Source organism: Gardnerella sp. DNF01204 (assembly GCF_049244145.1).
Taxonomy (GTDB): domain Bacteria; phylum Actinomycetota; class Actinomycetes; order Actinomycetales; family Bifidobacteriaceae; genus Bifidobacterium; species Bifidobacterium vaginale.
Genome location: NZ_CP058379.1, coordinates 71,066 through 97,639 on the forward strand (window position 1 = coordinate 71,066; position 26,574 = coordinate 97,639).

The following is a 26,574-nucleotide window of genomic DNA, read 5'->3' on the forward strand; positions in this document are numbered from 1 at the left end:
AGAGCGTAGCGCGAGAAGGCAATTCGGAGCGCTGAGCTTGCTCAAAGTTGAAAGCACAGTGTGCTTTCAACGCAAGCGAAGGCGTGAGCGCGCTTAGACCGCGCGAACGCAGAAACACCCAGCCCTCTCGCAACGTTAAGTAGGAAACCGTGCAACTCCAGAGAAATTATCCGCGCGACCCATTCTCATAATAATGGGCTAACGATTCATCTCTGAACTCTTCAAAATATCCGCCGTCAATCGACGCGCGAATGTCGTCTAGAAGCTTAACAAAGAATCGCTCGTTGTGAATCGTAGCAAGCGTGTATCCGTTCATCTCTTTAGCGCGCAGCAAATGACTAACATACATGCGCGAATAATGCGTGCAAGTGTAGCAATCGCATCCAGCTTCAAGCGGACCCTGATCGTGCTTAAATTCCGCGCGCTTCACGTTGTATCGTCCGTGGCGAGTAAAAATCGCGCCGTTTCTGCCGCATCGCGCAGGCGCCACGCAATCAAACGTATCGCCGCCGTTTTCTACGCAAGCAAAAATGTCGTCTACAGCAGCGATTCCAAGCACGTGGCGAGGGCGATTTTCTGGCATAGCATCGCAGATCCAAGCGCAAGTGTCTCCAATAATGCGCTTTTCAATTGCGCCGCCAATTCCGACGCCGTCAAAGTCGAGCGAAGCAATCTGCTCTGCCGCGTGCCTACGCAAATCCTCGTAATTCGCTCCCTGAACTACTCCATACAGCGCCTGATATGGCTTTCCTAATCGTGCCTCGGTTAATCGCTTGTGTTCGGCAACACAACGCTTAGCCCAGCGGAAAGTGCGCTCAACGGATTCCTCCTGGTAGCGGCGAGTGTTCATAAGAGTTGTAAGCTCATCGAAAGCAAACATAATATCTGCGCCAAGCTTGTGTTGAATACCCATTGAGATTTCTGCGCTAAATCGGTGAATTGAGCCGTTTAGAGGGGACTTAAACGTTACGCCATCCTCGTCAACGAATGCCATGCGCTCTTTACCTTCTGCAATAACATCGTCGGACTTCATGCCTGTAACGTCCATTGCAAGAGTTTTCTTAAAACCAGCGCCAAGCGAAAGCACTTGGAATCCACCAGAATCCGTAAAAGTTGGGCCATCCCAGTTCATAAACTTTGCAAGACCGCCAGCTTCGTCTAAAATGTCTTCACCAGGGCGCTCATATAAGTGGAATGCGTTAGAAAGCATGCATTGGCCGCCCAAGTCTTTTATTGACTCTGGCAGCACGGCCTTCATTGCGGCTTGAGTTGCAACAGGCACAAAAGCAGGCGTGTGAATATCTCCATGAGGTGTGCGAATTACGCCAGTTCGCCCGTATCTTGCGCCGTCACGTCCCTTGCCGTCCGCCGTATTTTCCAAACGCGTTTTTGTTGTAAACGAGAATTCATTGCGATCTCCAGGCTTACCAGGCTCTGCTCCGCGTGGGTGTTCAATAAGATTAGTCATACCTTTTACTCTATTAGAAGGCATGACGATACGCGCATAAGTTGTGGCATTGTACGCGGAAAAGTCGCCAGCAACCGTTCGTTAAATTTTACGTGTTTATGTATTTTCTATAAAAACCGCTAGCTAATTTTACGGTATTCATACGGTAACTATATGGTATTTATACGGCATTATATGGCTAAATATTCAGGTAATTTTAAGAGCAAAACGTTTAACTCATATTGTAAGAAAATTAAATCTTAGATTTTAACTTACGCTTTATTTGCGTGTAGAAAGATTAAAGCGCGTAAAAATCTCATATTAACTTGTATGAATGCGTGTAATCAGATTAGAGTATGTTGTGTTAAAAGATTTAAGGAGGATTAATGGCTGACGATATTTATGATTCTAAGGCCTATGATTCTAGTGAAGTGCAATCTGAGCAGTCTTCACAAGGACAGTCACAGACGGAGGAGACTAAGCAGACTGGTCAGGGTGAACCTCAGATTTATCGTCCTGCTCCGGAATATGGTGCATATGGTCCTGTTAATACTGGCGACGGAAGTGATGAAAATAATTCTGCAAACTCTTCGGTTGCTGGCGACTCTACTGCTAATGATGGTGAAGAATCGTCAAGAAACACAGTTAACGGAGATTATGCGCGTTCGGATGACAATTTGGATAATCCATTCTTGCCTTATGGTGATCCCTATAGCGGCAATATTAAAAATTCTAGATTTGGGAATCCTTATGATTTGAGTGATGATGCTGCTGGCGATGATGCTGCTGCTGGCGATGCTGGCGATAATCAGGATGATGCAGTTCATGGCGAAGTACAGGTCGTAAATCAGGGTTCAAATCAGAATCCAAATCAGGGTCCACATGTAGTGTACAAAAAGCGTGGCGCTAGAAAAGAGTCCAGAGAAAACTCAAATATAACAGTGGCGATTGTATCGTCAATTATTTCTGCAGTGGTATGCGTTGTTGTAATGTCATTCGCTATTACTCAAGGACTAATTTCTATTCCAGGTTCGGGAACGCTTGCAGATGTAGGCACACAATCATCTTCAAAAGGAACAGCAGTAGTAAAAGGTGGTCAATCTCCAGATTGGCGTTCGGTTGCTAAAAACGTTTCTGGCGGCGTTGTGTCTATTCAGGCGCGCAATGACAAGAATATGAGCAAAGGCTCTGGGGCAATAATCGACAAGCAAGGTCATGTTGTTACAAACAATCACGTTATTGCTGGAATGCAACAGTTGCAAGTAACGCTATCTAATGGCCAGATTTACAAGGCAAAGCTTGTTGGAACCGATAAAACTACCGATTTGGCTGTGCTTAAAGTAGACGGTTTACCAAGTAACGTAAAGCCAGTTGAGTTTGCTGATTCTGATGCTCTTGCTGTTGGAGAACCTGTGATGGCAATTGGAAATCCTCTTGGTTACGACGATACTGCTACAACAGGCATTGTTTCCGCGCTTAATCGCCCAGTTTCCGTTATGGATGATCAGAGTCGTTCGGAAATCGTAACAAATGCTGTGCAAATTGACGCTGCAATCAATCCTGGTAATTCTGGCGGACCAACTTTTGATGCTGCTGGAAAAGTAATCGGTATTAATTCTTCTATTGCCGCAACTTCTGCTAGAGGTGGCACAGCAGGGTCTATTGGAATTGGATTTGCTATTCCGTCTAATCTTGTTAAGCGCGTAGTAAACGAGATTATTAAGAATGGTTCTGTAAAGCACGTTGCTCTTGGAATTATGGTTAAAAGCGTGAACGTAACGCAAAATAACATTACGCGCGGCGGCGCTCAAGTGGCGTCTGTAACTCCTGGCGCTCCTGCAGCAAAAGGCGGAATGCGTGCTGGAGATACAATCGTGGCGTTTAATGGAAAGCCTGTGACAAGCAATTATTCGCTTTTGGGATTTGTGCGCGCTACCGCTTTGGGAGATAAGGCAACAATAACGGTTGTTCGTGGTAACGGAACTGTCAATCTAACAGTCAAGTTTAACCAGGAAGAAGCTGCTGTTAATGGTGCAACTCGTCAAGACCCTCGATCCTTGAGGAAGCGCGGAAGTAAAAAACCTGATTCTTCCGATAAGAAGAGCCAGAACAACAATGGAGGCGATTCTTCAGATGGAGATGACGATCCTTTGGATCAGCTCCCTCGAGGCGGAGACGACGATTCTGACGATGGTGGCATTTTTGACCCATTCGGTTTCTGGTAAACTGATAGTATGACTTACAAAGATTTTTGCCAACTTGCATCGGAGCGGTTTTCTGCACGCGACTTTTTAAACAAGCCGATTGAGCAAAACGTTTTAGAGTCAATATTGCACACTGCTTCTCTTGCGCCAAGCTGGAGCAACACAAGAGCTTACGCGCTTGCGATTGCGCAAGGTGGCAAAAAAGACAACATTGTGAAAGCTTATTTAGATAAGTGCAATGCAATGCTTAAAGCCAAAGATAAGAGTTTGAGCGAATCTGAGCGCGCTCAGTTTGCTCAAGAGTCAGCGCCTAATGGCGACGTTCCTGTTGCAAAGCCGTACCCCGACGATTTAAAACAGCGAAGCGCTAAACTCGGTCTAGCGTTATATTCGCATTTAGGAATCGAAAGGCACGATTTTGCAGCCAGGAACGCCCATACGCGCAGAAATTTCGAAGCTTTTGGAGCACCCGTTATTGGCTTTGTTTTAGCTAGACGCGATTTTATGCCATTTGCTGCAATGGATGCAGGTCTTATGCTACAAACGCTGTTTCTTGCTGCTAAAGATTTAGGCGTTGACTCTTGTCCGCTTGGAGTTTTGGCGACCTGGCGAGATCCGCTAGACGCGGAGTTTGACGTTCCAGAAAACATGGATCTTTTAACTGGATTTGCGCTTGGGTATGCTAGCGATTCGCACACAAACGAGTTTAGAGCAGAGCATCCAAAGATTGAGCTGCTTTAGCGATTGCGAAACAATTGTTTTTGCCTATTTTATATGCGCTTTGCGCTCGTAAATAGTAGACGTGCTTTCCCAAACAAGAGCCTTCCAAGACGTTTTAACGTTGGAAACAGCGTGCGCATTGTAATGCGAAATGTTGTAGTTTAAAGCCAAGAAGTAGTACCACGGCTGGCTGGATTCGCTAACAAAAAATTCTGGCTCGCCCTTTGCAGCACAATCCGTCAACTCTTGTGCTTGCTGGCTTGCAGTAGGGCTTTCATTCGTTATAAAAGTCTTGTTTTTGTAAGCGCAATCTATAAGATTTTTAGAAAAATAAGGGTTTGCGCCTATTAAAAGCCACGAATATTGGTGAGTGTCGTTTTCTTCGTGAGAAATAACTTTTCCACTTTCGTCAACCTGCTCGTCGTTATGGAGCCAAGATGCTACAAAACGCTTATTTTGCAAGTGATTACTAGATATGTATTGTGCTACAGCTCTAGAAGGCGAATAGTCAAACAGAATGTCGTTTACGCAAGCAAACGCGTTCCAAATTAGGCTTGGTGCAAGGATTATTGATATTAGTAGGTTGATTTTAAAAGCTTTGTTTTCGGTAATTTTTGTTTTATTTTGATAAAGATTAGTCGGCTTTATTTTAGCTAGTGCAGATTTTGTAAAAATGGCGACTTTAATAAAAATCGCAGGAATATCTTTTGTACTAAGCGGCTCTTTGATGTGACTAATCCAAAGTATGCTTAGCAGAAACACAAAGATTAGACCTGCGTGGTGAAGCGTAAAATAGCGAACGGCTACGATTGTAAGGACAAGATAAGGGATTACAAGAACTGTAAGAAGTTTTCTGCGCTTGGCGATTCTAATTGCAAATGCCCAAATCGCAAGACTAAAAATCGTGCATATTGTGATTGGCAAAAAGTCAAAAGGCATTCTTCGCATTGAAATATCGCCATAAAAGCTTGTAAACATGCTTTCGGAAGGCATTACGAATATAAAAGCGAAGCATTTTGCAATTGTTGAATTGCCATCAATCGTTGCGCGAGTGGCGAATGCGTTTTTTGCTGGCCATGCAAGAGCAAGGTTTGCAGCGCCAAAAATGGCGATTAATCCCCAAGATATAAGTCGCGCCCAATTTGATGCGATTGTTGCTTTAATCGCGTGAAGAATGGAGCTAAAATTAAGAGTTTTGCTAATATTCTTGCTAAAAACTCGCCAAATCCAAGCAATTGTAAAGCCTGCAGCAAATGCAATCCCATACACGCTAAGCAAGCACATAAACATAAGACTAATCGCAAGTTTGCAAGCGCTAGAAGTCTTAGAATCCGCACTATTCCAATAATGTGCCGCTACTAGCAAGCTTAAGCAAAGCAAAGCGTATGGTCGCGATGTAACACCGTACTGGAAGCAAGCAAAATAAGTAAACGGAATAAGAAAAGTTGCAAGGCTGCTTGCGCTTTTAAAAGGCGACTTAAAAATAAGCCACGCACCCAGTAGGCTTGCGCAAACCAGTTGAATACCCTTAATTCCAAACTCGTATGGAACGCTATTTTTAGCTGCAATCGCAAGCAAAAGATTCCAAAAAGGAGGGTGACCCTCGTAATGGGGTCTAACGCTAATAATGTCTGCAAGCGACGAGTCGCGCGCAATCAGCCAGCTTTGAGCTTCGTCAAACCAAGGTTCGTGGAAACACATTACGATTGCAATAATCGCAATGTATAAAACAAAAGCTAATAATAAAGCCAATGTGCGCGCGTTATGTGAATCTTGTAAATTGCGTGGCTTAAAAATCCGCATGAGTGTTAACTCTTAATTCGCAATGCTAATTACTAATTTTGACTCAAGGCGGAAAGCCTGCGAGCGTTAGCAACAGCATACAAGCTGATTCCAGCTGCAACGGATGCGTTAAGCGATTCGACAGCGCTAGAAATTGGGATTCCAGCAATAGCATCGCAAGCTTCACGCGTTAGGCGACTCATGCCCTTGCCCTCGCTTCCAAGAACTACGACAAGCGGATCGGTTTCAAAACCAGTCTCGCCAACAAGCTTGTCGCCGCCACCGTCAAGACCAATCGCATACCATCCGCGCTCGCGCAAACCTTGAATCGCCTTGTTTAAATTCACAACTCTAGCAACAGGCAAATGTGCTGCTGCGCCTGCAGAAACCTTCCAAGCGGCAGCTGTAACAGATGCGCTTCTGCGCTCAGGCAAGATTACGCCATTTGCGCCAAAAGCGGCTGCGGATCGAATAACAGCACCAAGATTTTGTGGATCGGTAACTCCATCTAGTGCTATAAACAATGGGCGTGCGTTAATGCGAGCGGCTGCAGAATCCGCCGCCTCCATAGCGCGAGACTTCTTTTCTGCGCGGTCAACAAGCTCTTGCAGCGAATAATATTGATAAGGCTGCACTTTTAATATAATGCCTTGATGATTGGTGCTGTGAGCAATGCGATCCATTTCCAAGCGATCCGCTTCCAAAAGTCGCAATCCTTGCATGCCAGCAAGCTTAACGATTTCGCGCGTGCGATCGTCATGCTCAATGCGATTTGCAACATAAAGTTGCGTGCTAGGAACGCCTACGCGCAAAGCTTCAAGAGCTGCATTTCGCCCAATTACCAACTCGTCGCTATCTGTGCCCAACTTATCTACTCTGCGTCTAGCTGCCAAACGCGGATCTGCAAACGTGCGCTTAATCGCAGCCTTTTTAGCGAAATAAGCCTTATGATACACGCGGTCCTCTGCTTTAGGAGTAGGTCCCTTGCCGCGCAATGCATTACGATGTTTTCCACCCGATCCCTTGGTCGGTCCTTTTTTCATAGCCATATTCTTATTTTCACATGCCCCCGAGGCATTGACGATGCTTTGGTGCTGCATTAGCGAGGCATTAGTATTTGGCGCTTTATGTGGCATAATAGAACGGTACTTAATTATTGTTATTGCAATAATCCACAACCGCGCAATAATCAAGATTTTGAGTCAATTTTGCGTAAAAATTTTGATTATTGACTACTCCGCGGCGCTCCCAAGGGGGAAAATATGGTTGATCAAAGCGATCAATCCAAAGATCCGTCATTGCAAGACGTGCAAAATGTTGCAAATTCGCTTAATGTAAACGTTTCTACGGGTTTAAGTAGTGATGAGGCGGCTAAAAGGCTCGCGCAATTTGGCCCGAACGTTTTAGCTAGCGCTCCTAAAACACCAGCGTGGAAGAGGTTCCTCGAACAATTTAAAGATCCGCTTGTTTACTTGCTTATAGCGGCTACTATTATTTCCGCAATCGCATGGTTTGTTGAGCGCGCACAACATGGTGGCGAAAGTGGCGGCGAAGTTCTGCCGTTTGACTCAATAGTTATAATCGTGATTCTTATAGCAAACGCAGTTTTGGGCTATATTCAAGAGTCGCGCGCGCAAGAAGCAGTTGAAGCGCTGGCAAAAATGAGCGCTCCGCAAACGTCTGTTCTTAGAGATGGGCGAGTTATGCGCATAGATACGGCGGATGTTGTGCCTGGAGATATTTTGGTTCTCGGCGAAGGCGATGCTGTTTCTGCAGACGCAAGGCTTATTGCAGCCGCTTCTTTGCGCGTTGCGGAAGCAAGCCTTACAGGAGAATCTGTTGCTGTTAGCAAGCGTCCAGAAACTCTAGCTTCGCCAAAATCTTTGGCAGACCGCACAAACATGGTGTTTAATGGCACTGCCGTAACGCAAGGCACTGGTCGCGCAATAGTCACTTCTACTGGCATGAAAACTCAGGTTGGAAAAATCGCAGACATGCTTTCTAGCGCGCAAGAAGAAGCCACTCCTCTCGAGAAGGAGATGGTTCGCGTATCTAAGGTTCTTGGAATCGCAGTGTGTATTATTGCAGCCGTTGTGCTTGCGTCTATGTGGGCGCTTGAAGGATTCCGCACTATTGAAGATGTTATAGATTCTTTGCTTCTTTCCGTTTCTCTTGCTGTTGCTGCTGTTCCAGAAGGCTTGGCTGCTATTTTAACGGTTGTTCTTGCGCTTGGCGTGCAGCGCATGGTAAAGCATCATGCTGTTGTTAAAAAGCTTTCGTCTGTAGAAACGCTTGGCTCCGCATCTGTTATTTGCTCCGACAAAACGGGTACTTTAACTCGAAACGAGATGACTGTTGAGCGTGTTATAACGCCTAGTGGCCAAGTACAGCTTACGGGTAGTGGGTATAAACCAGAAGGACGAATGGTTTTGCTTGATTCTTTAGATGCGGATTTGGCGGTTCCTCCAGCTCTAGCAACAGAGGTGATTGGCGCGCTCGGATCTGGGTATTTAGCAAACGATGGCGATTTGCACCATAATGAATCGTCTGACGCATGGCAGCCAGTTGGCGACCCTACTGAGGTTTCTCTTATTGTTGCGGCGCGCAAAACCAAGGCGGACAAGCGTTACGCGCATCTTAGTCGCGTTGCGGAAGTGCCGTTTACTTCTGAGCGCAAACGCATGTCTGTTGTTGTTAAAGACGGGTCGGATTCTGGGAATCTTATTGTTTGTGCAAAAGGTGCTCCAGATGTTTTGCTTTCTTATTGCACGCGAATCGCAGTTGCTGGCGCTGTTCGTCCTCTTACAGACGGAGATCGCGAAGAAATTCTTGCAAACGTGGAAAAGCTATCTGGAGAAGCGTATCGCACTCTTGCAATGGCGTATAGGCCACTTGGCGTAGATAGTTTAGCTAAAGTTGACGGCATGGTTTCTAACGCTGCCGGCCAAATCGCAGACGTTGCTGAACAAAGTGATGTTTTGGAGTCTGATTTGATTTGGAACGGCATGGTCGCGATTATTGATCCTCCTAGAATCGAAGTTCGAGATAGCGTTGCTCAAGCGCATCGTGCTGGAATTCGAACTGTTATGATTACTGGCGATCATCCGCTTACTGCTGCTCGAATCGCTCGCGACCTTGGCATTATTGGAAAAGATGAGCATGCGCTTACAGGCGATGAGCTTGACGAGTTACTTTCTAGAGACGACGACAATATTGCTTTCGACGATGCGATTAGCAAAGTGAGCGTGTACGCGCGCGTTGCTCCAGAACACAAGCTTGCGATTGTTTCCTCGCTTCAAAGGCAGGGCAATATTGTTGCTATGACTGGCGACGGTGTAAACGATGCTCCTGCTGTAAAGTCGGCAGATATTGGCGTTGCAATGGGCATTACGGGTACGGAAGTCACTAAAGAATCTGCCAAGATGATTTTGGCTGACGATAACTTCTCTACAATCGTTGCAGCAGTGCGCGAAGGTCGCGGAATTTTCGACAATATTCGTAAATTCTTGAGATATTTGCTTAGTTCCAATGTTGGCGAAGTGTTCACCGTGTTTGGTGGTGTAGTGTTTGCTGGTGCTTTGGGAATTACGCAGCCAAACTCTGTTGGCGTGACTTTGCCTCTTCTTGCAACTCAATTGCTTTGGATTAATTTGCTTACGGACGCTGCTCCTGCGCTCGCAATGGGCGTTGATCCGCAAACTGACGATGTTATGAATAGGCGTCCGCGAAGGCTTACAGATAGCGTTATCGATAAGCCAATGTGGGGAGATATTGTGTTTATTGGTGTGATCATGGCAGCTATAACGCTGATTGGTATGGACATGCATTTGGCTGGCGGATTGTTTACAGACCGCTCCACAACTGTTTTAACTCATGCAGCTCAAATGACTCACGCGCGCACAATGGGCTTCACTATTCTTATGTTTGCTCAAATGCTTAATGCTTTGGCTTCTCGCTCGCATTTGCAAAGCGTGTTTGTTGGCTTGTTTGCAAATCGCTGGCTTTGGGGTGCAATCGCAGTTTCCGTAGTGTTGCAGCTTGCTGTAATTTATATACCATTCCTTAATGGTCCGTTTGGCACAGTTCCACTCGACTTTATGGAGTGGGTTGAATGCCTTGGACTTTCAATGGTTGTGCTTATTGCTTCGGAGCTAAGAAAGTGCGTTTTGCGCTTTATGGCTCACAAGAAGTCTGCAGCTGCTGTTGCGATTTCTGCCTAATATTTTCGACCGCGGCACGCGCTACACTTGGCATATTAGTGTATTTAAGTGTTTGTTTTATGAAGTTTTATCGCAAGGAGATTTGACGTTATGCTGTTGTCTGATCGCGACATCCTCAAAGCTCATGACGAGGGTCATATTGATTTGACCCCATGGACCCCAGAAATGGTACAGCCTGCGTCGATTGATGTGCGGCTCGACCGATTCTTCCGATTGTTTAATAATCACGCTTACACCTACGTGGATCCTGCAGAAAATCAGGGGGAGTTGACTGAGCAGTTTGCGGTTGCCCCTGATGAACCTTGGATTTTGCATCCTGGCGAGTTTGCTCTTGGTTCCACTTGGGAGTATGTGAAGTTGGATTCTACGATTGCGGCGCGCTTAGAAGGTAAAAGCTCTCTTGGTCGTCTTGGAATTTTAACTCATTCTACGGCTGGCTTTATTGATCCAGGTTTTGAAGGTCATATCACCTTGGAGCTTTCAAATGTTAGTACTTTGCCGGTTAAATTGTGGCCAGGTATGAAGATTGGTCAAATGTGCTTCTTCAAGCTGAGTTCTCCTTGCGAAAATCCTTACGGATCTTCTGTTAACGGATCTCACTATCAAGGTCAGCGTGGTCCAACACCGTCTAGGTCTTATGAGAACTTCTATCGCGCAAATTTGGAAGATTAGTCTTGATTAAGATTTGATTAGTCTTGATTTTTAAGAAAAATCAGGGGAAAAGTAGTAAACTTTCAGGAACTTATCAGCTAACGTACTAGCAGCACTAAGGATTATGTGTTTTCATAATATTAGTGAAAAACTTAAAAAGTAATTCACGAAAGCTTATTCATATTTTTTCCTTTAATTTAAACCCCGACTTAAACGGTCGGGGTTAAATTTTTATGTAGCGTTTAGGCGTTTAGCGCAGTGTTCGGATTACAAGGGTTATAAATGCCAAAGCTGTGCCGTATGCTGTAGATATGACTAATCATAACGGTGTGATCTCAGATGAGTTCGACAACGGCGAGTTTGACAATAACGACAATAATGGCGATTTTGGCAGCGAAGACAGTGCTGCAAGCGCTTCAAATGGTCTCCATGCTGGTCGCGAATCTAGCGTTGTTCCAGGACGTTTCGGCGAAGATTTGCATGTAAGCGCTGCTAAGTATTCTCGCGGAGAAGCGTCGGCTTACGCTACAAGACCTCTTCTTTTGCTTCTGCACGGGTGGGGTTCCAATGAGGATGATTTGCTTGATTTGCTGCGCGTTGTTGCCCCTTATAATGATGCGATTTCTTTGCGCGCTCCGCTTCGATTAGATCAAGGCGCTTACAGCTGGTTCCATGATGCTGTTCCTCAGGGAGATGACTTAGATCGAGATATGTATGCTGCAGCTGCTGCAATTGACGAGTGGGTTGCTGCGAACGTTCCTGAAGATCGCGCTGTTGTGCCATTTGGTTTTTCGCAGGGTGCGGCTCTTGCTGTTCATATTCTCAGGCTTAACCCTGAACGTTATCGTGCAGCCGTTGCGCTTTCTGGCTTTGTAGCTCCTAATATTGCCAAGGATATTTCTCTTAATGATGATGTTCTTGCGGATCTTAATACGCCTGTTTTCTTTGGTTATGGTTTGGATGATGCTGTTATTGCTCCTTACGAGTTTTCAGCGGCTGCAGCCTGGCTTGAGGAACATACGTGGTTGGAAGAGAAGCGTTACCGAGGGCTTGACCATGCAGTTCACATGGAAGAACTTGGCGATATTCGCTCTTGGTTTGCTTTGCACAATATTTCTTCGGGGCTAATGTGACTTTGTGCGCGCGCGAATATGTTCCGCTAATGCAAGAGGCATTGCGACTTGCGCAAGTTGCTTCCGATTGTGGAGAAGTTCCAGTTGGCGCTGTTGTTGTAGACGGCTCTGGGGTGATTATTGGGCGCGGCTCTAATCTTCGCGAGCGAGACGCGGATCCTCTTTCTCATGCAGAAATTCTTGCGATTAGGCAGGCGGCAGAGGGTAAAAAGTCTTGGAATCTTAGCGATTGTGCGCTTGTTGTTACTTTGGAGCCTTGCCCTATGTGCGCTGGGGCGATTTTACAAACACATATAAAGCATGTTGTTTTTGGCGCATGGGATTCAAAACTTGGCGCATGTGGATCTGTTTGGGATATTCTGCGAGATCCTCATGTTGGCTCGCATCCGCAAGTTTTTGGTTCTGTTTGTGAATCGCAGTGTGTTCAGATTTTAGGCAATTTTTTTAAGAATTGCAGGTAGATTTGATTTACTCAAGTCTTTTCTAGTTCTGCTTAGCATTGTTTAACATAACCTAGTTTCGTCTTCTTTTATTGTTTCTTATTTAATCTCATCTACTCTTATTTTTTTTTTAAACCATTTTATTTTACTAATAATTATTTTAATAATATAAATTTCTTAGTGTTTTTATCTTGCAATTGCGTTTTTTAAATGCTATAGTTGCGGTAACGTTACCGCATAAGGCTTGCTATGGGAGCAGGAAGAATGTGGAAACGTTATCTCATAGGTGACTTTGGTCAGCGCTGATGAAGCTACTTAGTGAGATTGAGGTTAGTAAAAACATCGTATGCATAGATGCATAGTGTGATTCTCTCAAAAGAGAGGAGTATATGGAAAGACGTAATTTAGAATATAGAATACAAGAGAAAATCAGAGCATATAAATTGCAATGTAAATAATCTTAAATGCTGTACTTGTATAGTTTTGTATAGTGTTACCAATGGGAGGTGTTATGGCGTATATTACGATTCGCGATGTTGCACAACATGCTGGAATATCAGTGTCAACTGTGTCTCGCGCATTAAACAACACAGGTCGTATATCGGCAAACACCAAGGCAAAAGTTGAGCGTGCGGTTGCTCAATTAGGTTATATTCCAGATTCGCGCGCGCAAGCAATGCGATCGTTACGCACAAAAACAGTAGGACTGCTTGTGCCAGATATTCGTAACGCATATTTTGCCGAACTCGCTTACACTGTTCAAGACTCATTGTTTGAGGCAGGCTATTGTGCATTTATAGGAACATCATCTGAAAGTGCATCACGTCAAGATTCATTTATTACAAGTATTCTTTCGCAACGTATTGATGGAGCGATTATAGTTCCTCAAGGCGAAGTTACTGAAGCTATGGGAAAGCTGATTGAGCAGCGACTCCCTATGCTGTTTATGGATCGCCACGTAGAACCGCAAGCTAGCGGCTTAGAACACGTGCCAGTAGTTGATTCAGACCCAAAAAAGGGCATTCATGATGCGCTGTTAGATGTTCGGCAACATGGTTTTCACTCAGTTGGCTATATTTCTGGCCCAATTATTGCTTCGCCCTCGTTGCAAGAACGTGAGCAAGCATTTAGAACCGTGGCTTCAGAGATACTTGGCGAAGAGCATGTATTCGTAGAATCAACAGGATTTGACCAGTCGTCGTGTGCAAGCGTAATGCATCGCATGATTAATGTTGGAGTGAAAGCTCTTATTATTGGCTATTCGCCAGATGCGTTGCGAGTAATGCAAGTGATGGCTCAAGAAGGATTAGTAATAGGCAAAGATATATCATTGATTTCTTTCGATGATGTAGAAGTGTTTCGCCTAGCAACTCCACGTATTTCTGTGATTTCACAGCAAGTTCAACGTATTGGCCACATAAGTGCTGCACTGTTTTTAGATATGCTTGAGAATAATGGTGACGTTAAATCGCAGCGTGTAGAAACTGTGTATATCCCTCGCGAATCGCTAGGGCGAGCATAGATTCGTAAAAAGCTGCAAAATATCGTCATTCTTTAATGGTTTATCTATCAGTATTTCAACTGATTATTGCACTGTAACTTTGTTGTACGTGTATTAATTGTTTGAGTGAACATTGTTCGTACTCTGTACTTTGCACATTGTACTTAATGTTTTATTCGCAATTCGCAAGTCAATATAAACGTAACTAAACAAACAATAACTTGACGTAATCAATGGTAATTTCGCGAGCGCATTGATGCTATAGCGAAGGAAGAGGCTAAACATGACGGAGCTGTCATTAGTAGGAGTATCGAAAATATTCGGTAATTCTACTGTAGTTGACAATGTGTCAGTAAAAGTAAAGCCAGGTGAAGTTCATGTTCTACTTGGTGAAAATGGTGCTGGCAAGTCAACTGTTATTAAAATGATGAGTGGCATTTATCAGCCAGATAAAGGTCATATTGAGATTAACGGTAAAACGGTGCGTATTCCTAATGTAGATGCTGCGCGCAAATTAGGTATTGCTGTAATACACCAAGAGTTAAATTTAGTGCCTGAACTTTCCATTATGGAAAATCTGTTTCTTGGCATGCTACCGACCAAAGCTGGTTTTGTTGATCGCGCAACTATGCGATCTAAAGCAAAAGAGGCATTGCAAGTTATTGGCTTAGAAGAAGATGTAGATAAGCCAATGGGAGAGCTTGGAGTGGCTCGTCAGCAAATGGTAGAAATTGCTAAAGCGCTTATGCAACATGCATCTATTCTTATTCTTGACGAACCAACGGCAGCACTTACAAAGCGTGAGTGTGAACAATTATTCAGCATTATTGCAGATCTGAAATCTAAAAATGTTGGAATGGTATTTATTTCTCACCATTTGGACGAGATTGCGCGAGTTGGAGATGTAGTAACCGTACTTCGAGATGGAAAATACGTTGACACTGTTAGTGCAGATGTTCCAGAAAAAGAACTTGTAAGGTTAATGGTTGGACGCGATATAACTAATCAGTTCCCGCATGGGAATAGGCATCAAGGCAAGGAACTGCTAAAAGTAGAAGGATTAACGCGAAAAGGTGCTATTGAGGATGTGTCTTTTAGCGTTCATGCTGGAGAAGTCGTTGGACTTGCAGGCTTGGTTGGTGCTGGTAGGACTGAGGTTCTTCGTGCAATATTTGGAGCGGATGCTTACGATTCGGGATCTGTTTCAGTAGACGGAAAAGCGATTCCTAAAGCAAATATTGCTGGCAGCATTGCTGCAGGTCTTGGATTAGTGCCAGAAGATCGTCGCGTGCAAGGTCTTATTTTGGAGGCATCTGTTGCAGATAATCTTGGAATCTCTACGTTAATTCCTACATCTCATGCTGGTTTTGCAGATTTAAAAGGTCAGCGTGCGCATGAAGAAGAAACTGCAGAGAAATTGCGTATTCGCATGGCAAATATTGATCAGCTTGCTGGTTCGCTTTCTGGTGGAAATCAGCAGAAAATCGTATTTGGCAAGTGGTCTATGGCAAACGTAAAAGTGCTGCTTTTGGATGAGCCTACTCGTGGCGTTGATGTTGGCGCTCGCGTTGAAATCTATGAGCTTATTAACAATATCGTTGAAAACGGTGGAGCAGTACTTATGGCTTCATCAGATTTACCTGAAGTTCTAGGAATGTCTGATCGTATTCTCGTAATGTCAAACGGCAAGATCAGTGGAGAACTTGCTGCTAGCGAGGCTACGCAGGAAAAGGTTATGGAACTTGCTGTAACGCATCTTAGTGAATCAGATAAATAGGAATAAATAGCAATAAATAACGATAAACAACAATAAACAACATGGCGTGAAGTCATATTGAAAAATTAAAAATTGAAAGATTACTTGTAAAACGTAAAAATTGCGTTCTGCAGTTTGAAAAGCGCAAATAGGTGCTGTGAACTGTTGGAAACTCGTTAAAGGAGTATTTGTTATGAGTGCTACAAAGAGCGAAAAATCTCACCGTTTAGGGTATGGTGCAGACGACAAAGGATTTTTGCCAACGTTAAAAAAGTTTGCATCTCGTAATGGTGCACTTATTGGTTTGATTATTTTGTGTGCAGCGCTTTCTTGCGCTACGCCTGCATTTTTAACAAGTGTAAATATTCTCAACGTTGGCATTCAAGCTGCTACGGTAGCAATTTTGGCATTTGGTCAAACTTTCGTAATCGTTTCCGCTGGAATTGATTTGTCGGTTGGTGCAGTTGCTGCGATTTCTAGCATGCTTGTTGCTTACACTGGCGCTTCTATGGGCTTACCTCCAATATTGACTATTATTATTGGTGTAGCTACAGGTGCAGTTTTTGGCTTAATTTCTGGCGTTGCTAATGCTTTTCTTAAGCTGCCGTCGTTTATTGCCACGTTGGCAATGATGTCTGTGGCTCGTGGACTTACGCTGGTTGTTTCGGATGGTCGTCCTATTTCCACTTCGGGCATGGTGAATTTCTTCGGAGCAACAATATGCGGAATCCCTATGCCAATAGTGATGATGATTATTATGGGCGTTATTTCCGCAATAATCTTGAACTTCACTACTACAGGTCGTTCAATGTATGCTGTTGGCGGAAATATGGAAGCATCTCGTCTTTCTGGCATAAACATTCATAAAACTCAAATTATGGTGTTTATTCTTTCTGGCGTTTTTGCTGCTGTAGCTGGTTTAGTGATTGCAGGGCGTTTGCATTCTGCTCAGCCTCAAGCAGCTACCGGTTACGAGATGGATGCTATAGCGTCTGTGGTTATTGGTGGCGCATCGCTTTCTGGAGGCAAAGGTAAGATTTCAGGCACATTCGTAGGCGCAATACTTTTGGCTGTTATTCGTAATGGCTTGAACATTTTGAACGTTTCTTCCTTCTGGCAGCAAGTTGTTATTGGCTTGGTGATTGCGTTTGCTGTAAGCCTCGATACTTTGCGACGCAAGGAAGATACTCACTGAAATAAGGCATACTAAGCAATTAATAGACATATTAATAATCCGTAGAAACTTGATCTCCTTGCTTAGAAGGGGGGTGTTTATAAAGGTATTGACTTAATGGTGGCAAGCATCAATGCCTAAATGCAGCAAAAATATAATAAGAAATCTAACAAAAATCTAATAAAAATAATTTAAATTATAACTGAAAACAATTTAACAATATGGTAAATAAATGGCAAAAACATCAGCCTTATTTATGCAAATAATGTTTTAAATATTGTGATTTGCGATTAATAAGGCAATAGTCAAAGGAGATATGATGAATTATCTAGTTATGCGCCGTGGTATGAAGCTCGCTTGTGCTGTTGCAGCAGCATCGGCTCTTGTTTTCAGCATGAGTGCGTGTGGAAATGCAAGCTCTAACGACAAGGTTGCGCTGTTAGTGTCTACGCTAAATAATCCATTCTTTGTGGATTTGCGTGATGGTGCGCAAGCGGAAGCCAAGAAGCTGGGAGTTGATTTACAGGTTTCAGATGCTCAGAACGATTCTTCTAAGCAGCAAGATCAAGCTCAAAACGCGCAATCTCAAGGTGCTAAAGCAGTAATTATAAATCCTGTGGATTCCGATGCTGCTGGCCCAGCCGTTGCGCCACTTCTTAGCTCTGGTATGCCTGTGATTTCTGTGGATCGTTCCGTAACTGGCGAAAAAGTTACTTCTCACATTGCCTCCGATAACGTGGCAGGAGGTGCTCAAGCTGCCGATGCGCTCGCTAAGAGCATGGGAGAAAAGGGCGAAGTTCTAATTTTGCAAGGCATCCCAGGTGCTGCTTCTACGCGAGATCGTGGCAAAGGTTTTAAAGATCGCATTAAGAAGTATCCAAATATTAAGGTTGTTGCGGAGCAGACTGCTAACTTTGATCGTGCCGAGGCGTTGAACGTTGCAACCAACTTGTTGCAATCTCATCCGAACGCAGCTGGCATTTACGCCGAGAATGACGAGATGGCATTAGGTGCAATCCAATCATTAGGTGCTAAAGCTGGTAAAGATGTTAAAGTAGTTGGCTTCGATGGTACTGCTGATGGCATGAAGGCTATTAAGGCTGGAACAATGGCTGGCACTATTGCTCAGCAACCAAAGGAGCTTGGGCGTTCTGCCGTTGCTGCAGCTGTAAAAGCTATTAAGAAGCAAACTGTTCCAAAGACTGAGCCAATTACTGTGAAAACAGTTACAGCAAAGAATGTAGCTGATTTCGAGTAATAGTAAATCAAGTAGTACAAAAAAGTAGTAAACCAAATAGTGTGAAAAGTGTACAAAAAGTAGTACAACATTTATATGGCGTTGAAATCGTTGACTTGTATGCTAAGCGTAACAATTAATACGATTTTATTGCATATGCAACGTGTATGTTGTCATCGTTTTCAACGCCGCACTATTTGTTGTTTTTAATATCACATTATTTTGGATGCATTATTTGTAAATATATAAAAAGTAAATATTTAAAATAAGTAAATATAAATAAGTAGATATTTAGTCTTATAACAATCATTACAGCAAGCATTTAAGCTTGATGAGCATTTGCTATTATGCGATTATCACTGTTGATAGTCACTAATGCAAGGTAAAAATTTAATATCATAAGGAGAAAAATGTTAACTCATGGCATCTTGAACTCGCAATTAGCGGCTGCTCTGGCAAAGCTTAGGCATAAGGATCAATTTGTTATTTCTGATTGCGGATTACCAGTTCCACAAGGCGTAGAAGTAATAGATTTAGCTTTAGTGTTTGGAATTCCACGATTTAGCGATGTGCTGAATGCAATCAAAGCTGATTTGGTACTTGAATCAGGCATAATGGCTAAAGAAGCATGCAATAAAAAGCCAGAAGAGTGGGTAAAAGAATCCTTAGGCGTGCCGCTAACATACGTTCCACACGATGGCGATGAAGGTTTTAAAGCTTTAGTTTCACAAGCAAAATTTGTGATTCGTACAGGCGAAACTACGCCATATTCCAACATTTTATTGCGCTGTGGCGTTCCTTTCTAAATTTCTAAATTGTGGTGTTCTTTTATAAATTTTTAATATTAAAGATTAGTTGCTGATTTAGGAGAAAAATGCATTGTTATAGTAAGCTTGATTCGTTAAGTGGATTAGAAAATATTGCGTCGCTCCGCTTAAACGATTTAAAAGTTACGCAAGAGAATATACAAGAATCACATAAAGCGGATTCAAACGCTATTGCAATAGTCGGCTCTATGAATGCGGATTACACTATTGTGGCAGATCGTCTTCCTAACCCAGGAGAAACCATTAATGGAAACGAGATTCGCGTGTTGCCAGGTGGAAAATCTGGTAATCAAGCTGTATCGGCTGCAAAACTCGGTGCACACGTTAAAATGTTTGGTGCAGTTGGCAATGATTCCAATGCTGATTTTCTCCTAAATTCTTTGCAATCTTCCGGAGTTGATACAACTTGTGTTCGTCGCGTAGAAAATAAAAAGAGTGGCGCAACTGTGATTACTGTAGATGCGCATAGTGGGGAAAATACTATTGTGTATGCTCCAGGATCTAATTCTTTAGTAGATTGTGAGTATATTCAATCGCCGTTAGTAAAATCCGCTCTCACTAGCGCAAAAGTTCTTGGTCTTTGTTTAGAAAGTCCTTTAGAAACTGTAACTATGTGCGCACAACTAGCGCATGAAAATGGTGTAAAAGTGCTTCTTAACGATTCGCCATTTTTAAACAAGTTGCCTAAAGATTTGATTGATTCTGCGGATATTTTGCTTGTTAATGAGCATGAGATGGCGCAACTTTTGAATATTGAAGAGCCAGATGATGGCGATTGGTATTCTTTTGATTGGAATCATGTAGCTCACGCTATGCATGATTTTGGCTTTGATGAAGCTGTAGTTACTCTTGGCTCTAAAGGCTCTGTAGTGTTGGATTATTCAAAAGAGGATTGCGTATGCATGATTTCCCCTCAGAGAGTTAAAGCTGTTGATACAACTGGCTGCGGTGATGCTTTTATGGGCACAATATTAGCTTGTTTGTCTGTAGATATGCGTTTAGACGAAGCTGCCGCGTTAGCGTCTTATGTTTCTGCGTATGCAGCTACTGGTTTTGGCGCTCAAGCTTCTTATGGCACAGTTGAACAAATTCGTCAATTTTTTAATGTTTAAGTGACTGAGTTGTAGGTGATTGCGATATACGCATATTTGTGAGCATTATTAGTTGGTAATTGCATTTTAAATAATACAAAATTTTGACATTCTCAAAAAACTGTGTAATATGCTATAAAAACCAAAAAGCAGTTGGCTGATTTTAGTCACTACAATCAGCCTTACTGCTTTTTACTATATTTACAGTCGCTTCGACGAATTTCCATGTATGTATGAATTTCGCCTAAGCACATTTTTACCTAAAAGGAGGTGTCACTATGAGTGGCATGAAATATGCAATGATCGGTTCTGGAGCTATGGGGTATCGCTATGGCGTTTTGTTGCAGGAAACGGCTGGCATTCATGTTGATTTCATTGATGCCTGGGATGAAAATGTGAATAAAGTTCGCGAGCAAGGCGGCGTAATGGTGAGCCGAGATCATGAAAATCGTCATCTTGTGCCAATCAATATGTATACCCCTGAGGATTATGACGGCGATCCAGATGTGTGGATTGTGTTTATGAAGCAGATGCAACTTGCTCAAATGTTGGAGCGTTGCAAGCATTTGTTTAATGATCATCAGGTTGTGTTCGCTGCAATGAATGGTTGGGGTCATTTCGAAAAGCTTCAGCAGTATTTCTCGGATGATCGTATTTACGGTGGTACTGCAATGATTGCAACCGTGCTGAATGGCCCGGGCGACGTTGATTTTATTGGTAAAGTCGGCGTTGGCACAATGAATATGTGCGCGTTGAATGAGCAGGTGAGCGATGTTGAGCTTGCTATGCGAGATGATTTTAAAGCTGCTGGCTTGAATCCTACTATTACGGAAGATTTCAAGGGTACTTGCATGGCGAAGGTAGTTTTTAATTCCGTAGTTAACACTTTGTGCACAATGTATCAGATTCAAATGGGTCAGTTTATTTCTTACCCAGGAGCTATGGATATGGCTCGCCAACTTATTGACGAGGCATACGACGTGTGCGATCGTGCAGGAATTCGTATGGTTAATACGCGTCAGCAGGAGTTGGAGGCTATTGATTACGTGAGCCGAGTGGCAAATCCTTTGCACTATCCTTCTATGTATCAAGATATGAGTCGTGGACGAAAAACAGAGGTTGATTATATCAATGGCTATATTGCGAAGCTTGGTCGAGAAAATGATTACGTGTGCCGCACGCACGAGTTCTTAACGCACGGAGTTCATTTGGCGGAGCTTGCATTTAAATTGCATAATCAGCAGTGATTTGGAGAGCATTCTACAATTCGTACAATGAATGAGAAGGAGACACGGCTCGTGGTTTTTACTACGGGCCGCTTTTTATTATCCGCGCGTAACATCTAATATGCTGATAAAATTTAGAGTCTAAAATCATAAATACTATTAAATAAATAAAATTATTTGTAATAAATAAAACTGTAATAAAAATACTTATTAACGTAAATTAATGGGGATTAAATGACTACTTTTGACAAAGCGAACTTGCCAGAATCCGTGCGCACAAATGGGGCTACACCAAACCCTTGGTGGGCAAATGCAGTTGTGTATCAGATTTATCCGCGAAGCTTCCAAGATACTAACGGCGACGGAATAGGCGATTTGAAGGGCATTACTTCGCGTCTTGATTATTTGGCTGATTTAGGCGTTGACGTGCTCTGGCTTAGCCCTGTTTACAAGTCTCCGCAAGACGATAACGGCTACGATATTTCCGATTATCAAGATATTGATCCGCTTTTTGGCACTCTAGAAGATATGGATGAGCTTTTGGCACAAGCGCATAAACGCGGTCTTAAAGTTGTGATGGATTTGGTAGTAAATCACACTTCCGACGAGCATGCTTGGTTCCAGGCTTCAAGAGATGCTTCTAGCGATTACGCAGACTGGTATTGGTGGAGGCCAGCGCGCAAAGGTTGCGTTCCTGGGGCTCCGGGTGCTGAGCCAAATAAGTGGGGTTCGTATTTCGGCGGTTCCGCGTGGACTTACGATCCAAAGCGCGGCGAATATTACTTCCACCAGTATTCGCCAAAGCAGCCAGATTTGAATTGGGAAAATCCTGCGGTTCGCGCTGCCGTGTACAAGATGATGAATTGGTGGATGGATCGCGGAATTGACGGCTTCCGCATGGATGTGATTACGCAAATTTCTAAGCGCGTAGATAGCGAAGGGCGTTTACCTGGAGAATACGGTTCGCAGATTGAAGATGCGCCAGCAGGCGATGACGGCTACTCTTCTCCGTATTTCTTCTGCTCCGACGGCCCTCGTTTAGACGAGTTTTTGCGCGAGATGCGCGAAGCGGTTTTCAAGGGTCGCGAAGGTTTCTTAACCGTTGGCGAGGCTCCTGGAATTTCCGCGCATCGAAACACTTATATTACAAATCCTGCTAATGGTGAGCTAGACATGCTCTTCTTGTTCGATCAAGTTAATGTTGATTGCGCAAATGGCACTAAGTGGAATCCTATTCCTCTTAAGTTGACGGCATTAAAGCGCGCAATGGCAGATCAGCAGCAGGCAGTTAGCGAGGCTGGTTGGGCGAGCCTGTTCTTTAATAATCACGATCAGCCGCGTGCGCTTTCTCGCTGGGGTAGTGAGGCTAGCGATGAGATGCGCGTGCTTTCCGCTAAGTCTATTGCAATGCTCTTGCACATGCACCGCGGCACTCCGTACGTGTATCAGGGTGAAGAAATTGGCATGACAAACGCGCACTTTACGAGTCTCGAGCAGTATCGCGATTTGGAAGCGTTAAATATGTTTAAGCAGCGCGTAGAAGAAGCGCATATTCAGTCGGCTGAGTCGATGATGGATGCGCTCGCAAAGCGCGGTCGCGATAATTCTCGAACGCCTATGCAATGGAATGCGTCTAAATATGCTGGATTCATGCCTTTTAATGTTCCGTCGCAAAATAATGCACAGCCGTGGATTAGCGTGAATCCTAATTATGTAGATATTAACGCTGCTGAGCAAATGGAAGATTCGGATTCTGTTTATTCGTTCTACAAGCGTTTGATTGAGTTGCGTCATTTGCAGCCTGTTGTTTCGGCTGGTTCTTGGAATTTGATTGATGCGGATGATGAGTGTGTTTACGCGTTTATTAGGAAGGTTGAGCAGACTTGTGAGAATGCTAAGGCAGATGAGGCAGGTCTTGAGAATGGTGTGCGTTCTTCAAGCGCGGTTGCTGGCGATTCTTCCTCTGTCTCGATAAAGAAGCTGCTCGTAATGGTAAATATGACGGATTCGTCTGTGGCAATACCTGCTCAAAGTGCCGAATTGTTGCGTAATATCGCCTCTAATGGCGTATCGTATGATGATGTGATGATTTCTACCTACAGCGCGGATCATGCTCTTAAATCACTTAAAAATGGCACGCTTGCGCCTTGGGAGGGAATCGCTGTTAGCTTGCAATAATTATTTTGAAATAGTCACTTTGTAATATTCACTTTGCAATAGTTTCGTCTACTAATTTTGGCAGAGCTTTCGCAATATCTTCGCGTATTATGCGCTCTGCCAAATAATCGTATTGCGTAGCGCCCAGGTTTATTATTGTAATCGGCACTCCTGCGCGAGCGGCTAGCGGCACAAGGCTTGCAGCTGGAAACACTTCTAGCGTGGAGCCAATAACCCACAACTCGCTTGCGTGCATAATCGCCTGCGCGCTGCGTTCCATTGCACCTTCGGGAAGTGCTTCTCCAAAATATACAACGTCTGTTTTTATAAGACCATTGCAAGGCATATTTCCGCGGTACGGCAGCGCGCGCCTGCAATGTGGGTCTGGGTGTGCGTCTAAGTCGCGCATAATGTCGGCTGTATTGTAGCTAGCGTGGCAGCTCATGCAATGCGATGTTCCAATGCTTCCGTGCAAGTTCACTACAATATCTGGGCTGTTTCCAGCTTTTTCGTGAAGCGCATCAAAGTTTTGAGTGGCGATTAAGTCCAGCATCCCAGCTTTTTCAAGTTTTACTAGCGATTTGTGTGCTGTTCCTGGCTGAGCGTTCCAAACTGGCGACTCTTTTTGCCAGCGCCAAGAGTAAATGCGTTCCTCTTCACTGCTTAAAAACGCGTCTATATCGTAAACACTCATTTGCTCTGGGTGTTTAGTCCAAACTCCATCTGGGCCTCGAAAGTCTGGAATGCCAGCGCTTGTAGATATTCCGGCGCCTGTTAGAGCCACAATGTGATTGTGTGAGTTGTTCTTGCTGTTTTTCTCGCTATTTCTCATATACCTATATATAGCACGCGAACGCATAGCACGTACACATGTTGTATGCATATATTTTGTTTACGTTGTTTGCGTTGTGTATTTTGATTATTTTGCTCGATTGCTTTGCGCGACACTCCAGGGTTTTGTGTTTTTTATGGTTTTTTGTTTGTTTTTTGGGTTGTTTTTGGTTTTGTGTTGGTGGTTGTGGTGGTTTGTTGTGGTTTTTTGCTGTTTTCGACACGCCGATGTTTTGGCTTGTTTTCAATGGTTTTGTGGTGTTTGTTTGGTGTTGGTTTGCGTTTTGGTGGGGTTTGGTGTAAGTTTATCTCTTGCTGCTCAGCGCGGCTGGTTCTCCTCGGTTGAGGTTGATGGGCCGGCTGGTGTGGTGGTGGTTTGAGAACTCAAGAGCGTGTCTGTACTACTTATTAGTTAATTATTGCCAGTTCATTGTCAGCCTCACGGATTGTGGGGTGCCTGAGAGATGGTTAAATGATGGTGAGGTTTTTGTTGGGATGTTCTTTCCTTAAAGAATGTCTCGTCTTTTTCTTTTATATTGGAGCCTTTTGTTGGCTCTTCATTGAAGTTTTTCGTGGAGGGTTCGATTCTGGCTCAGGATGAACGCTGGCGGCGTGCTTAACACATGCAAGTCGAACGGGATCTGACCAGCTTGCTGGTTGGTGAGAGTGGCGAACGGGTGAGTAATGCGTGACCAACCTGCCCCATGCTCCAGAATAGCTCTTGGAAACGGGTGGTAATGCTGGATGCTCCAACTTGACGCATGTCTTGTTGGGAAAGTGTTTAGTGGCATGGGATGGGGTCGCGTCCTATCAGCTTGTAGGCGGGGTAATGGCCCACCTAGGCTTCGACGGGTAGCCGGCCTGAGAGGGCGGACGGCCACATTGGGACTGAGATACGGCCCAGACTCCTACGGGAGGCAGCAGTGGGGAATATTGCGCAATGGGGGGAACCCTGACGCAGCGACGCCGCGTGCGGGATGAAGGCCTTCGGGTTGTAAACCGCTTTTGATTGGGAGCAAGCCTTTTTGGTGAGTGTACCTTTCGAATAAGCGCCGGCTAACTACGTGCCAGCAGCCGCGGTAATACGTAGGGCGCAAGCGTTATCCGGAATTATTGGGCGTAAAGAGCTTGTAGGCGGTTCGTCGCGTCTGGTGTGAAAGCCCATCGCTTAACGGTGGGTTTGCGCCGGGTACGGGCGGGCTAGAGTGCAGTAGGGGAGACTGGAATTCTCGGTGTAACGGTGGAATGTGTAGATATCGGGAAGAACACCAATGGCGAAGGCAGGTCTCTGGGCTGTTACTGACGCTGAGAAGCGAAAGCGTGGGGAGCGAACAGGATTAGATACCCTGGTAGTCCACGCCGTAAACGGTGGACGCTGGATGTGGGGCCCATTCCACGGGTTCTGTGTCGGAGCTAACGCGTTAAGCGTCCCGCCTGGGGAGTACGGCCGCAAGGCTAAAACTCAAAGAAATTGACGGGGGCCCGCACAAGCGGCGGAGCATGCGGATTAATTCGATGCAACGCGAAGAACCTTACCTGGGCTTGACATGTGCCTGACGACTGCAGAGATGTGGTTTCCTTTCGGGGCAGGTTCACAGGTGGTGCATGGTCGTCGTCAGCTCGTGTCGTGAGATGTTGGGTTAAGTCCCGCAACGAGCGCAACCCTCGCCCTGTGTTGCCAGCGGGTTATGCCGGGAACTCACGGGGGACCGCCGGGGTTAACTCGGAGGAAGGTGGGGATGACGTCAGATCATCATGCCCCTTACGTCCAGGGCTTCACGCATGCTACAATGGCCAGTACAACGGGTTGCTTCATGGTGACATGGTGCTAATCCCTTAAAACTGGTCTCAGTTCGGATCGTAGTCTGCAACTCGACTACGTGAAGGCGGAGTCGCTAGTAATCGCGAATCAGCAACGTCGCGGTGAATGCGTTCCCGGGCCTTGTACACACCGCCCGTCAAGTCATGAAAGTGGGCAGCACCCGAAGCCGGTGGCCTAACCCTTTTGGGATGGAGCCGTCTAAGGTGAGGCTCGTGATTGGGACTAAGTCGTAACAAGGTAGCCGTACCGGAAGGTGCGGCTGGATCACCTCCTTTCTACGGAGTTTTTGTGCACGCTCGGTTGAGTGTGGTTACTGGTGTGGAAAACAATAGTTAATGTTTTTAGATGAGTTTGT

Annotated in this window: 18 protein-coding genes and 1 rRNA gene; 15 read left to right on the plus strand and 4 right to left on the minus strand. The window is 44.5% G+C overall.

What is annotated here, in order from left to right; all coding sequences use genetic code 11:
- Positions 1–166: 166 nt before the first annotated feature.
- Positions 167–1,492 carry a tRNA guanosine(34) transglycosylase Tgt gene (gene tgt, locus HXT46_RS00305; protein ID WP_415681498.1) on the minus strand — a complete coding sequence of 442 codons (1,326 nt, stop codon included), beginning with the start codon at positions 1,490–1,492 and terminating at the stop codon, positions 167–169.
- Between the two features lie 341 nt (positions 1,493–1,833).
- Between tgt and HXT46_RS00310 the strand changes: the two genes are divergently transcribed.
- Together HXT46_RS00310 and HXT46_RS00315 are read left to right on the plus strand one after the other, a co-directional pair.
- Positions 1,834–3,672 carry a S1C family serine protease gene (locus HXT46_RS00310; RefSeq protein WP_421786007.1) on the plus strand — a complete coding sequence of 613 codons (1,839 nt, stop codon included), beginning with the start codon at positions 1,834–1,836 and terminating at the stop codon, positions 3,670–3,672.
- 9 nt (positions 3,673–3,681) lie between these two features.
- The gene (locus HXT46_RS00315) at positions 3,682–4,392 is read left to right on the plus strand and encodes a nitroreductase family protein (RefSeq protein WP_004137757.1); all 711 of its coding nucleotides are present in this window, start codon (positions 3,682–3,684) and stop codon (positions 4,390–4,392) included.
- 24 nt (positions 4,393–4,416) lie between these two features.
- On the opposite strand, the gene HXT46_RS00320 is transcribed toward HXT46_RS00315, so the two are convergent.
- Both HXT46_RS00320 and rlmB read right to left on the minus strand, forming a co-directional pair.
- On the minus strand, positions 4,417–6,174 hold the full coding sequence (locus HXT46_RS00320; protein WP_421786009.1) for an ABC transporter ATP-binding protein: 1,758 nt from the start codon (positions 6,172–6,174) through the stop codon (positions 4,417–4,419).
- 32 nt (positions 6,175–6,206) lie between these two features.
- Positions 6,207–7,202 carry a 23S rRNA (guanosine(2251)-2'-O)-methyltransferase RlmB gene (gene rlmB, locus HXT46_RS00325; RefSeq protein ID WP_065189640.1) on the minus strand — a complete coding sequence of 332 codons (996 nt, stop codon included), beginning with the start codon at positions 7,200–7,202 and terminating at the stop codon, positions 6,207–6,209.
- 213 nt (positions 7,203–7,415) lie between these two features.
- Between rlmB and HXT46_RS00330 the strand changes: the two genes are divergently transcribed.
- The 12 genes from HXT46_RS00330 to HXT46_RS00385 all read left to right on the plus strand — a co-directional run bounded on the left by HXT46_RS00330 (position 7,416) and on the right by HXT46_RS00385 (position 23,587).
- On the plus strand, positions 7,416–10,373 hold the full coding sequence (locus HXT46_RS00330) for a cation-translocating P-type ATPase (RefSeq protein WP_421786011.1): 2,958 nt from the start codon (positions 7,416–7,418) through the stop codon (positions 10,371–10,373).
- Positions 10,374–10,463: 90 nt separating this feature from the next.
- Complete coding sequence (dcd, locus tag HXT46_RS00335; protein ID WP_004113895.1) at positions 10,464–11,045, plus strand: dCTP deaminase; 582 nt, start codon at positions 10,464–10,466, stop codon at positions 11,043–11,045.
- 290 nt (positions 11,046–11,335) lie between these two features.
- Positions 11,336–12,157 (plus strand): alpha/beta hydrolase, encoded by an 822-nt coding sequence (locus HXT46_RS00340; protein WP_019261475.1) that lies wholly within the window; start codon positions 11,336–11,338, stop codon positions 12,155–12,157.
- Positions 12,154–12,618 carry a nucleoside deaminase gene (locus HXT46_RS00345; RefSeq protein WP_421786014.1) on the plus strand — a complete coding sequence of 155 codons (465 nt, stop codon included), beginning with the start codon at positions 12,154–12,156 and terminating at the stop codon, positions 12,616–12,618. Before HXT46_RS00340 ends, HXT46_RS00345 begins: the two co-directional genes overlap by 4 nt.
- A 490-nt stretch (positions 12,619–13,108) precedes the next feature.
- Entirely contained in the window at positions 13,109–14,119 is a 1,011-nt protein-coding gene (locus HXT46_RS00350; RefSeq protein ID WP_421786016.1) for a substrate-binding domain-containing protein, read from the plus strand.
- 262 nt (positions 14,120–14,381) lie between these two features.
- On the plus strand, positions 14,382–15,875 hold the full coding sequence (locus tag HXT46_RS00355; RefSeq protein ID WP_174190721.1) for a sugar ABC transporter ATP-binding protein: 1,494 nt from the start codon (positions 14,382–14,384) through the stop codon (positions 15,873–15,875).
- 172 nt (positions 15,876–16,047) lie between these two features.
- The gene (locus tag HXT46_RS00360; protein ID WP_004113889.1) at positions 16,048–17,049 is read left to right on the plus strand and encodes an ABC transporter permease; all 1,002 of its coding nucleotides are present in this window, start codon (positions 16,048–16,050) and stop codon (positions 17,047–17,049) included.
- 298 nt (positions 17,050–17,347) lie between these two features.
- Positions 17,348–18,286 carry a D-ribose ABC transporter substrate-binding protein gene (locus HXT46_RS00365; RefSeq protein WP_019261473.1) on the plus strand — a complete coding sequence of 313 codons (939 nt, stop codon included), beginning with the start codon at positions 17,348–17,350 and terminating at the stop codon, positions 18,284–18,286.
- A gap of 389 nt (positions 18,287–18,675) precedes the next feature.
- Positions 18,676–19,071, plus strand: coding sequence for a D-ribose pyranase (rbsD, locus tag HXT46_RS00370; RefSeq protein ID WP_004113887.1), 396 nt, complete (start codon positions 18,676–18,678; stop codon positions 19,069–19,071).
- A gap of 68 nt (positions 19,072–19,139) precedes the next feature.
- The gene (locus HXT46_RS00375) at positions 19,140–20,204 is read left to right on the plus strand and encodes a ribokinase (RefSeq protein ID WP_004113885.1); all 1,065 of its coding nucleotides are present in this window, start codon (positions 19,140–19,142) and stop codon (positions 20,202–20,204) included.
- Positions 20,205–20,461: 257 nt separating this feature from the next.
- Entirely contained in the window at positions 20,462–21,430 is a 969-nt protein-coding gene (locus HXT46_RS00380; protein ID WP_004137622.1) for a ketopantoate reductase family protein, read from the plus strand.
- 213 nt (positions 21,431–21,643) lie between these two features.
- Positions 21,644–23,587 (plus strand): alpha-glucosidase, encoded by a 1,944-nt coding sequence (locus tag HXT46_RS00385; RefSeq protein ID WP_421786019.1) that lies wholly within the window; start codon positions 21,644–21,646, stop codon positions 23,585–23,587.
- Between the two features lie 28 nt (positions 23,588–23,615).
- On the opposite strand, the gene HXT46_RS00390 is transcribed toward HXT46_RS00385, so the two are convergent.
- Complete coding sequence (locus HXT46_RS00390) at positions 23,616–24,398, minus strand: SIR2 family NAD-dependent protein deacylase (protein WP_174142996.1); 783 nt, start codon at positions 24,396–24,398, stop codon at positions 23,616–23,618.
- Positions 24,399–24,966: 568 nt separating this feature from the next.
- Here HXT46_RS00390 and HXT46_RS00395 point away from each other — a divergent pair.
- Positions 24,967–26,494: ribosomal RNA gene (locus HXT46_RS00395) — 16S ribosomal RNA — on the plus strand.
- The last annotated feature ends 80 nt before the right edge of the window (positions 26,495–26,574 follow it).

Excerpts from the sequence above, each read along its gene's own strand:
- dcd (WP_004113895.1), top strand. The coding sequence starts at position 10,464 with ATGCTGTTGTCTGATCGCGACATCCTCAAAGCTCATGACGAGGGTCAT.
- HXT46_RS00320 (WP_421786009.1), bottom strand. The coding sequence starts at position 6,174 with ATGCGGATTTTTAAGCCACGCAATTTACAAGATTCACATAACGCGCGC.
- HXT46_RS00385 (WP_421786019.1), top strand. The coding sequence starts at position 21,644 with ATGACTACTTTTGACAAAGCGAACTTGCCAGAATCCGTGCGCACAAAT.
- HXT46_RS00365 (WP_019261473.1), top strand. The coding sequence starts at position 17,348 with ATGAATTATCTAGTTATGCGCCGTGGTATGAAGCTCGCTTGTGCTGTT.
- HXT46_RS00330 (WP_421786011.1), top strand. The coding sequence starts at position 7,416 with ATGGTTGATCAAAGCGATCAATCCAAAGATCCGTCATTGCAAGACGTG.
- HXT46_RS00355 (WP_174190721.1), top strand. The coding sequence starts at position 14,382 with ATGACGGAGCTGTCATTAGTAGGAGTATCGAAAATATTCGGTAATTCT.
- rbsD (WP_004113887.1), top strand. The coding sequence starts at position 18,676 with ATGTTAACTCATGGCATCTTGAACTCGCAATTAGCGGCTGCTCTGGCA.
- rlmB (WP_065189640.1), bottom strand. The coding sequence starts at position 7,202 with ATGGCTATGAAAAAAGGACCGACCAAGGGATCGGGTGGAAAACATCGT.
- HXT46_RS00340 (WP_019261475.1), top strand. The coding sequence starts at position 11,336 with ATGACTAATCATAACGGTGTGATCTCAGATGAGTTCGACAACGGCGAG.
- tgt (WP_415681498.1), bottom strand. The coding sequence starts at position 1,492 with ATGCCTTCTAATAGAGTAAAAGGTATGACTAATCTTATTGAACACCCA.
- HXT46_RS00350 (WP_421786016.1), top strand. The coding sequence starts at position 13,109 with ATGGCGTATATTACGATTCGCGATGTTGCACAACATGCTGGAATATCA.
- HXT46_RS00315 (WP_004137757.1), top strand. The coding sequence starts at position 3,682 with ATGACTTACAAAGATTTTTGCCAACTTGCATCGGAGCGGTTTTCTGCA.
- HXT46_RS00360 (WP_004113889.1), top strand. The coding sequence starts at position 16,048 with ATGAGTGCTACAAAGAGCGAAAAATCTCACCGTTTAGGGTATGGTGCA.
- HXT46_RS00375 (WP_004113885.1), top strand. The coding sequence starts at position 19,140 with ATGCATTGTTATAGTAAGCTTGATTCGTTAAGTGGATTAGAAAATATT.
- HXT46_RS00390 (WP_174142996.1), bottom strand. The coding sequence starts at position 24,398 with ATGAGAAATAGCGAGAAAAACAGCAAGAACAACTCACACAATCACATT.
- HXT46_RS00310 (WP_421786007.1), top strand. The coding sequence starts at position 1,834 with ATGGCTGACGATATTTATGATTCTAAGGCCTATGATTCTAGTGAAGTG.
- HXT46_RS00380 (WP_004137622.1), top strand. The coding sequence starts at position 20,462 with ATGAGTGGCATGAAATATGCAATGATCGGTTCTGGAGCTATGGGGTAT.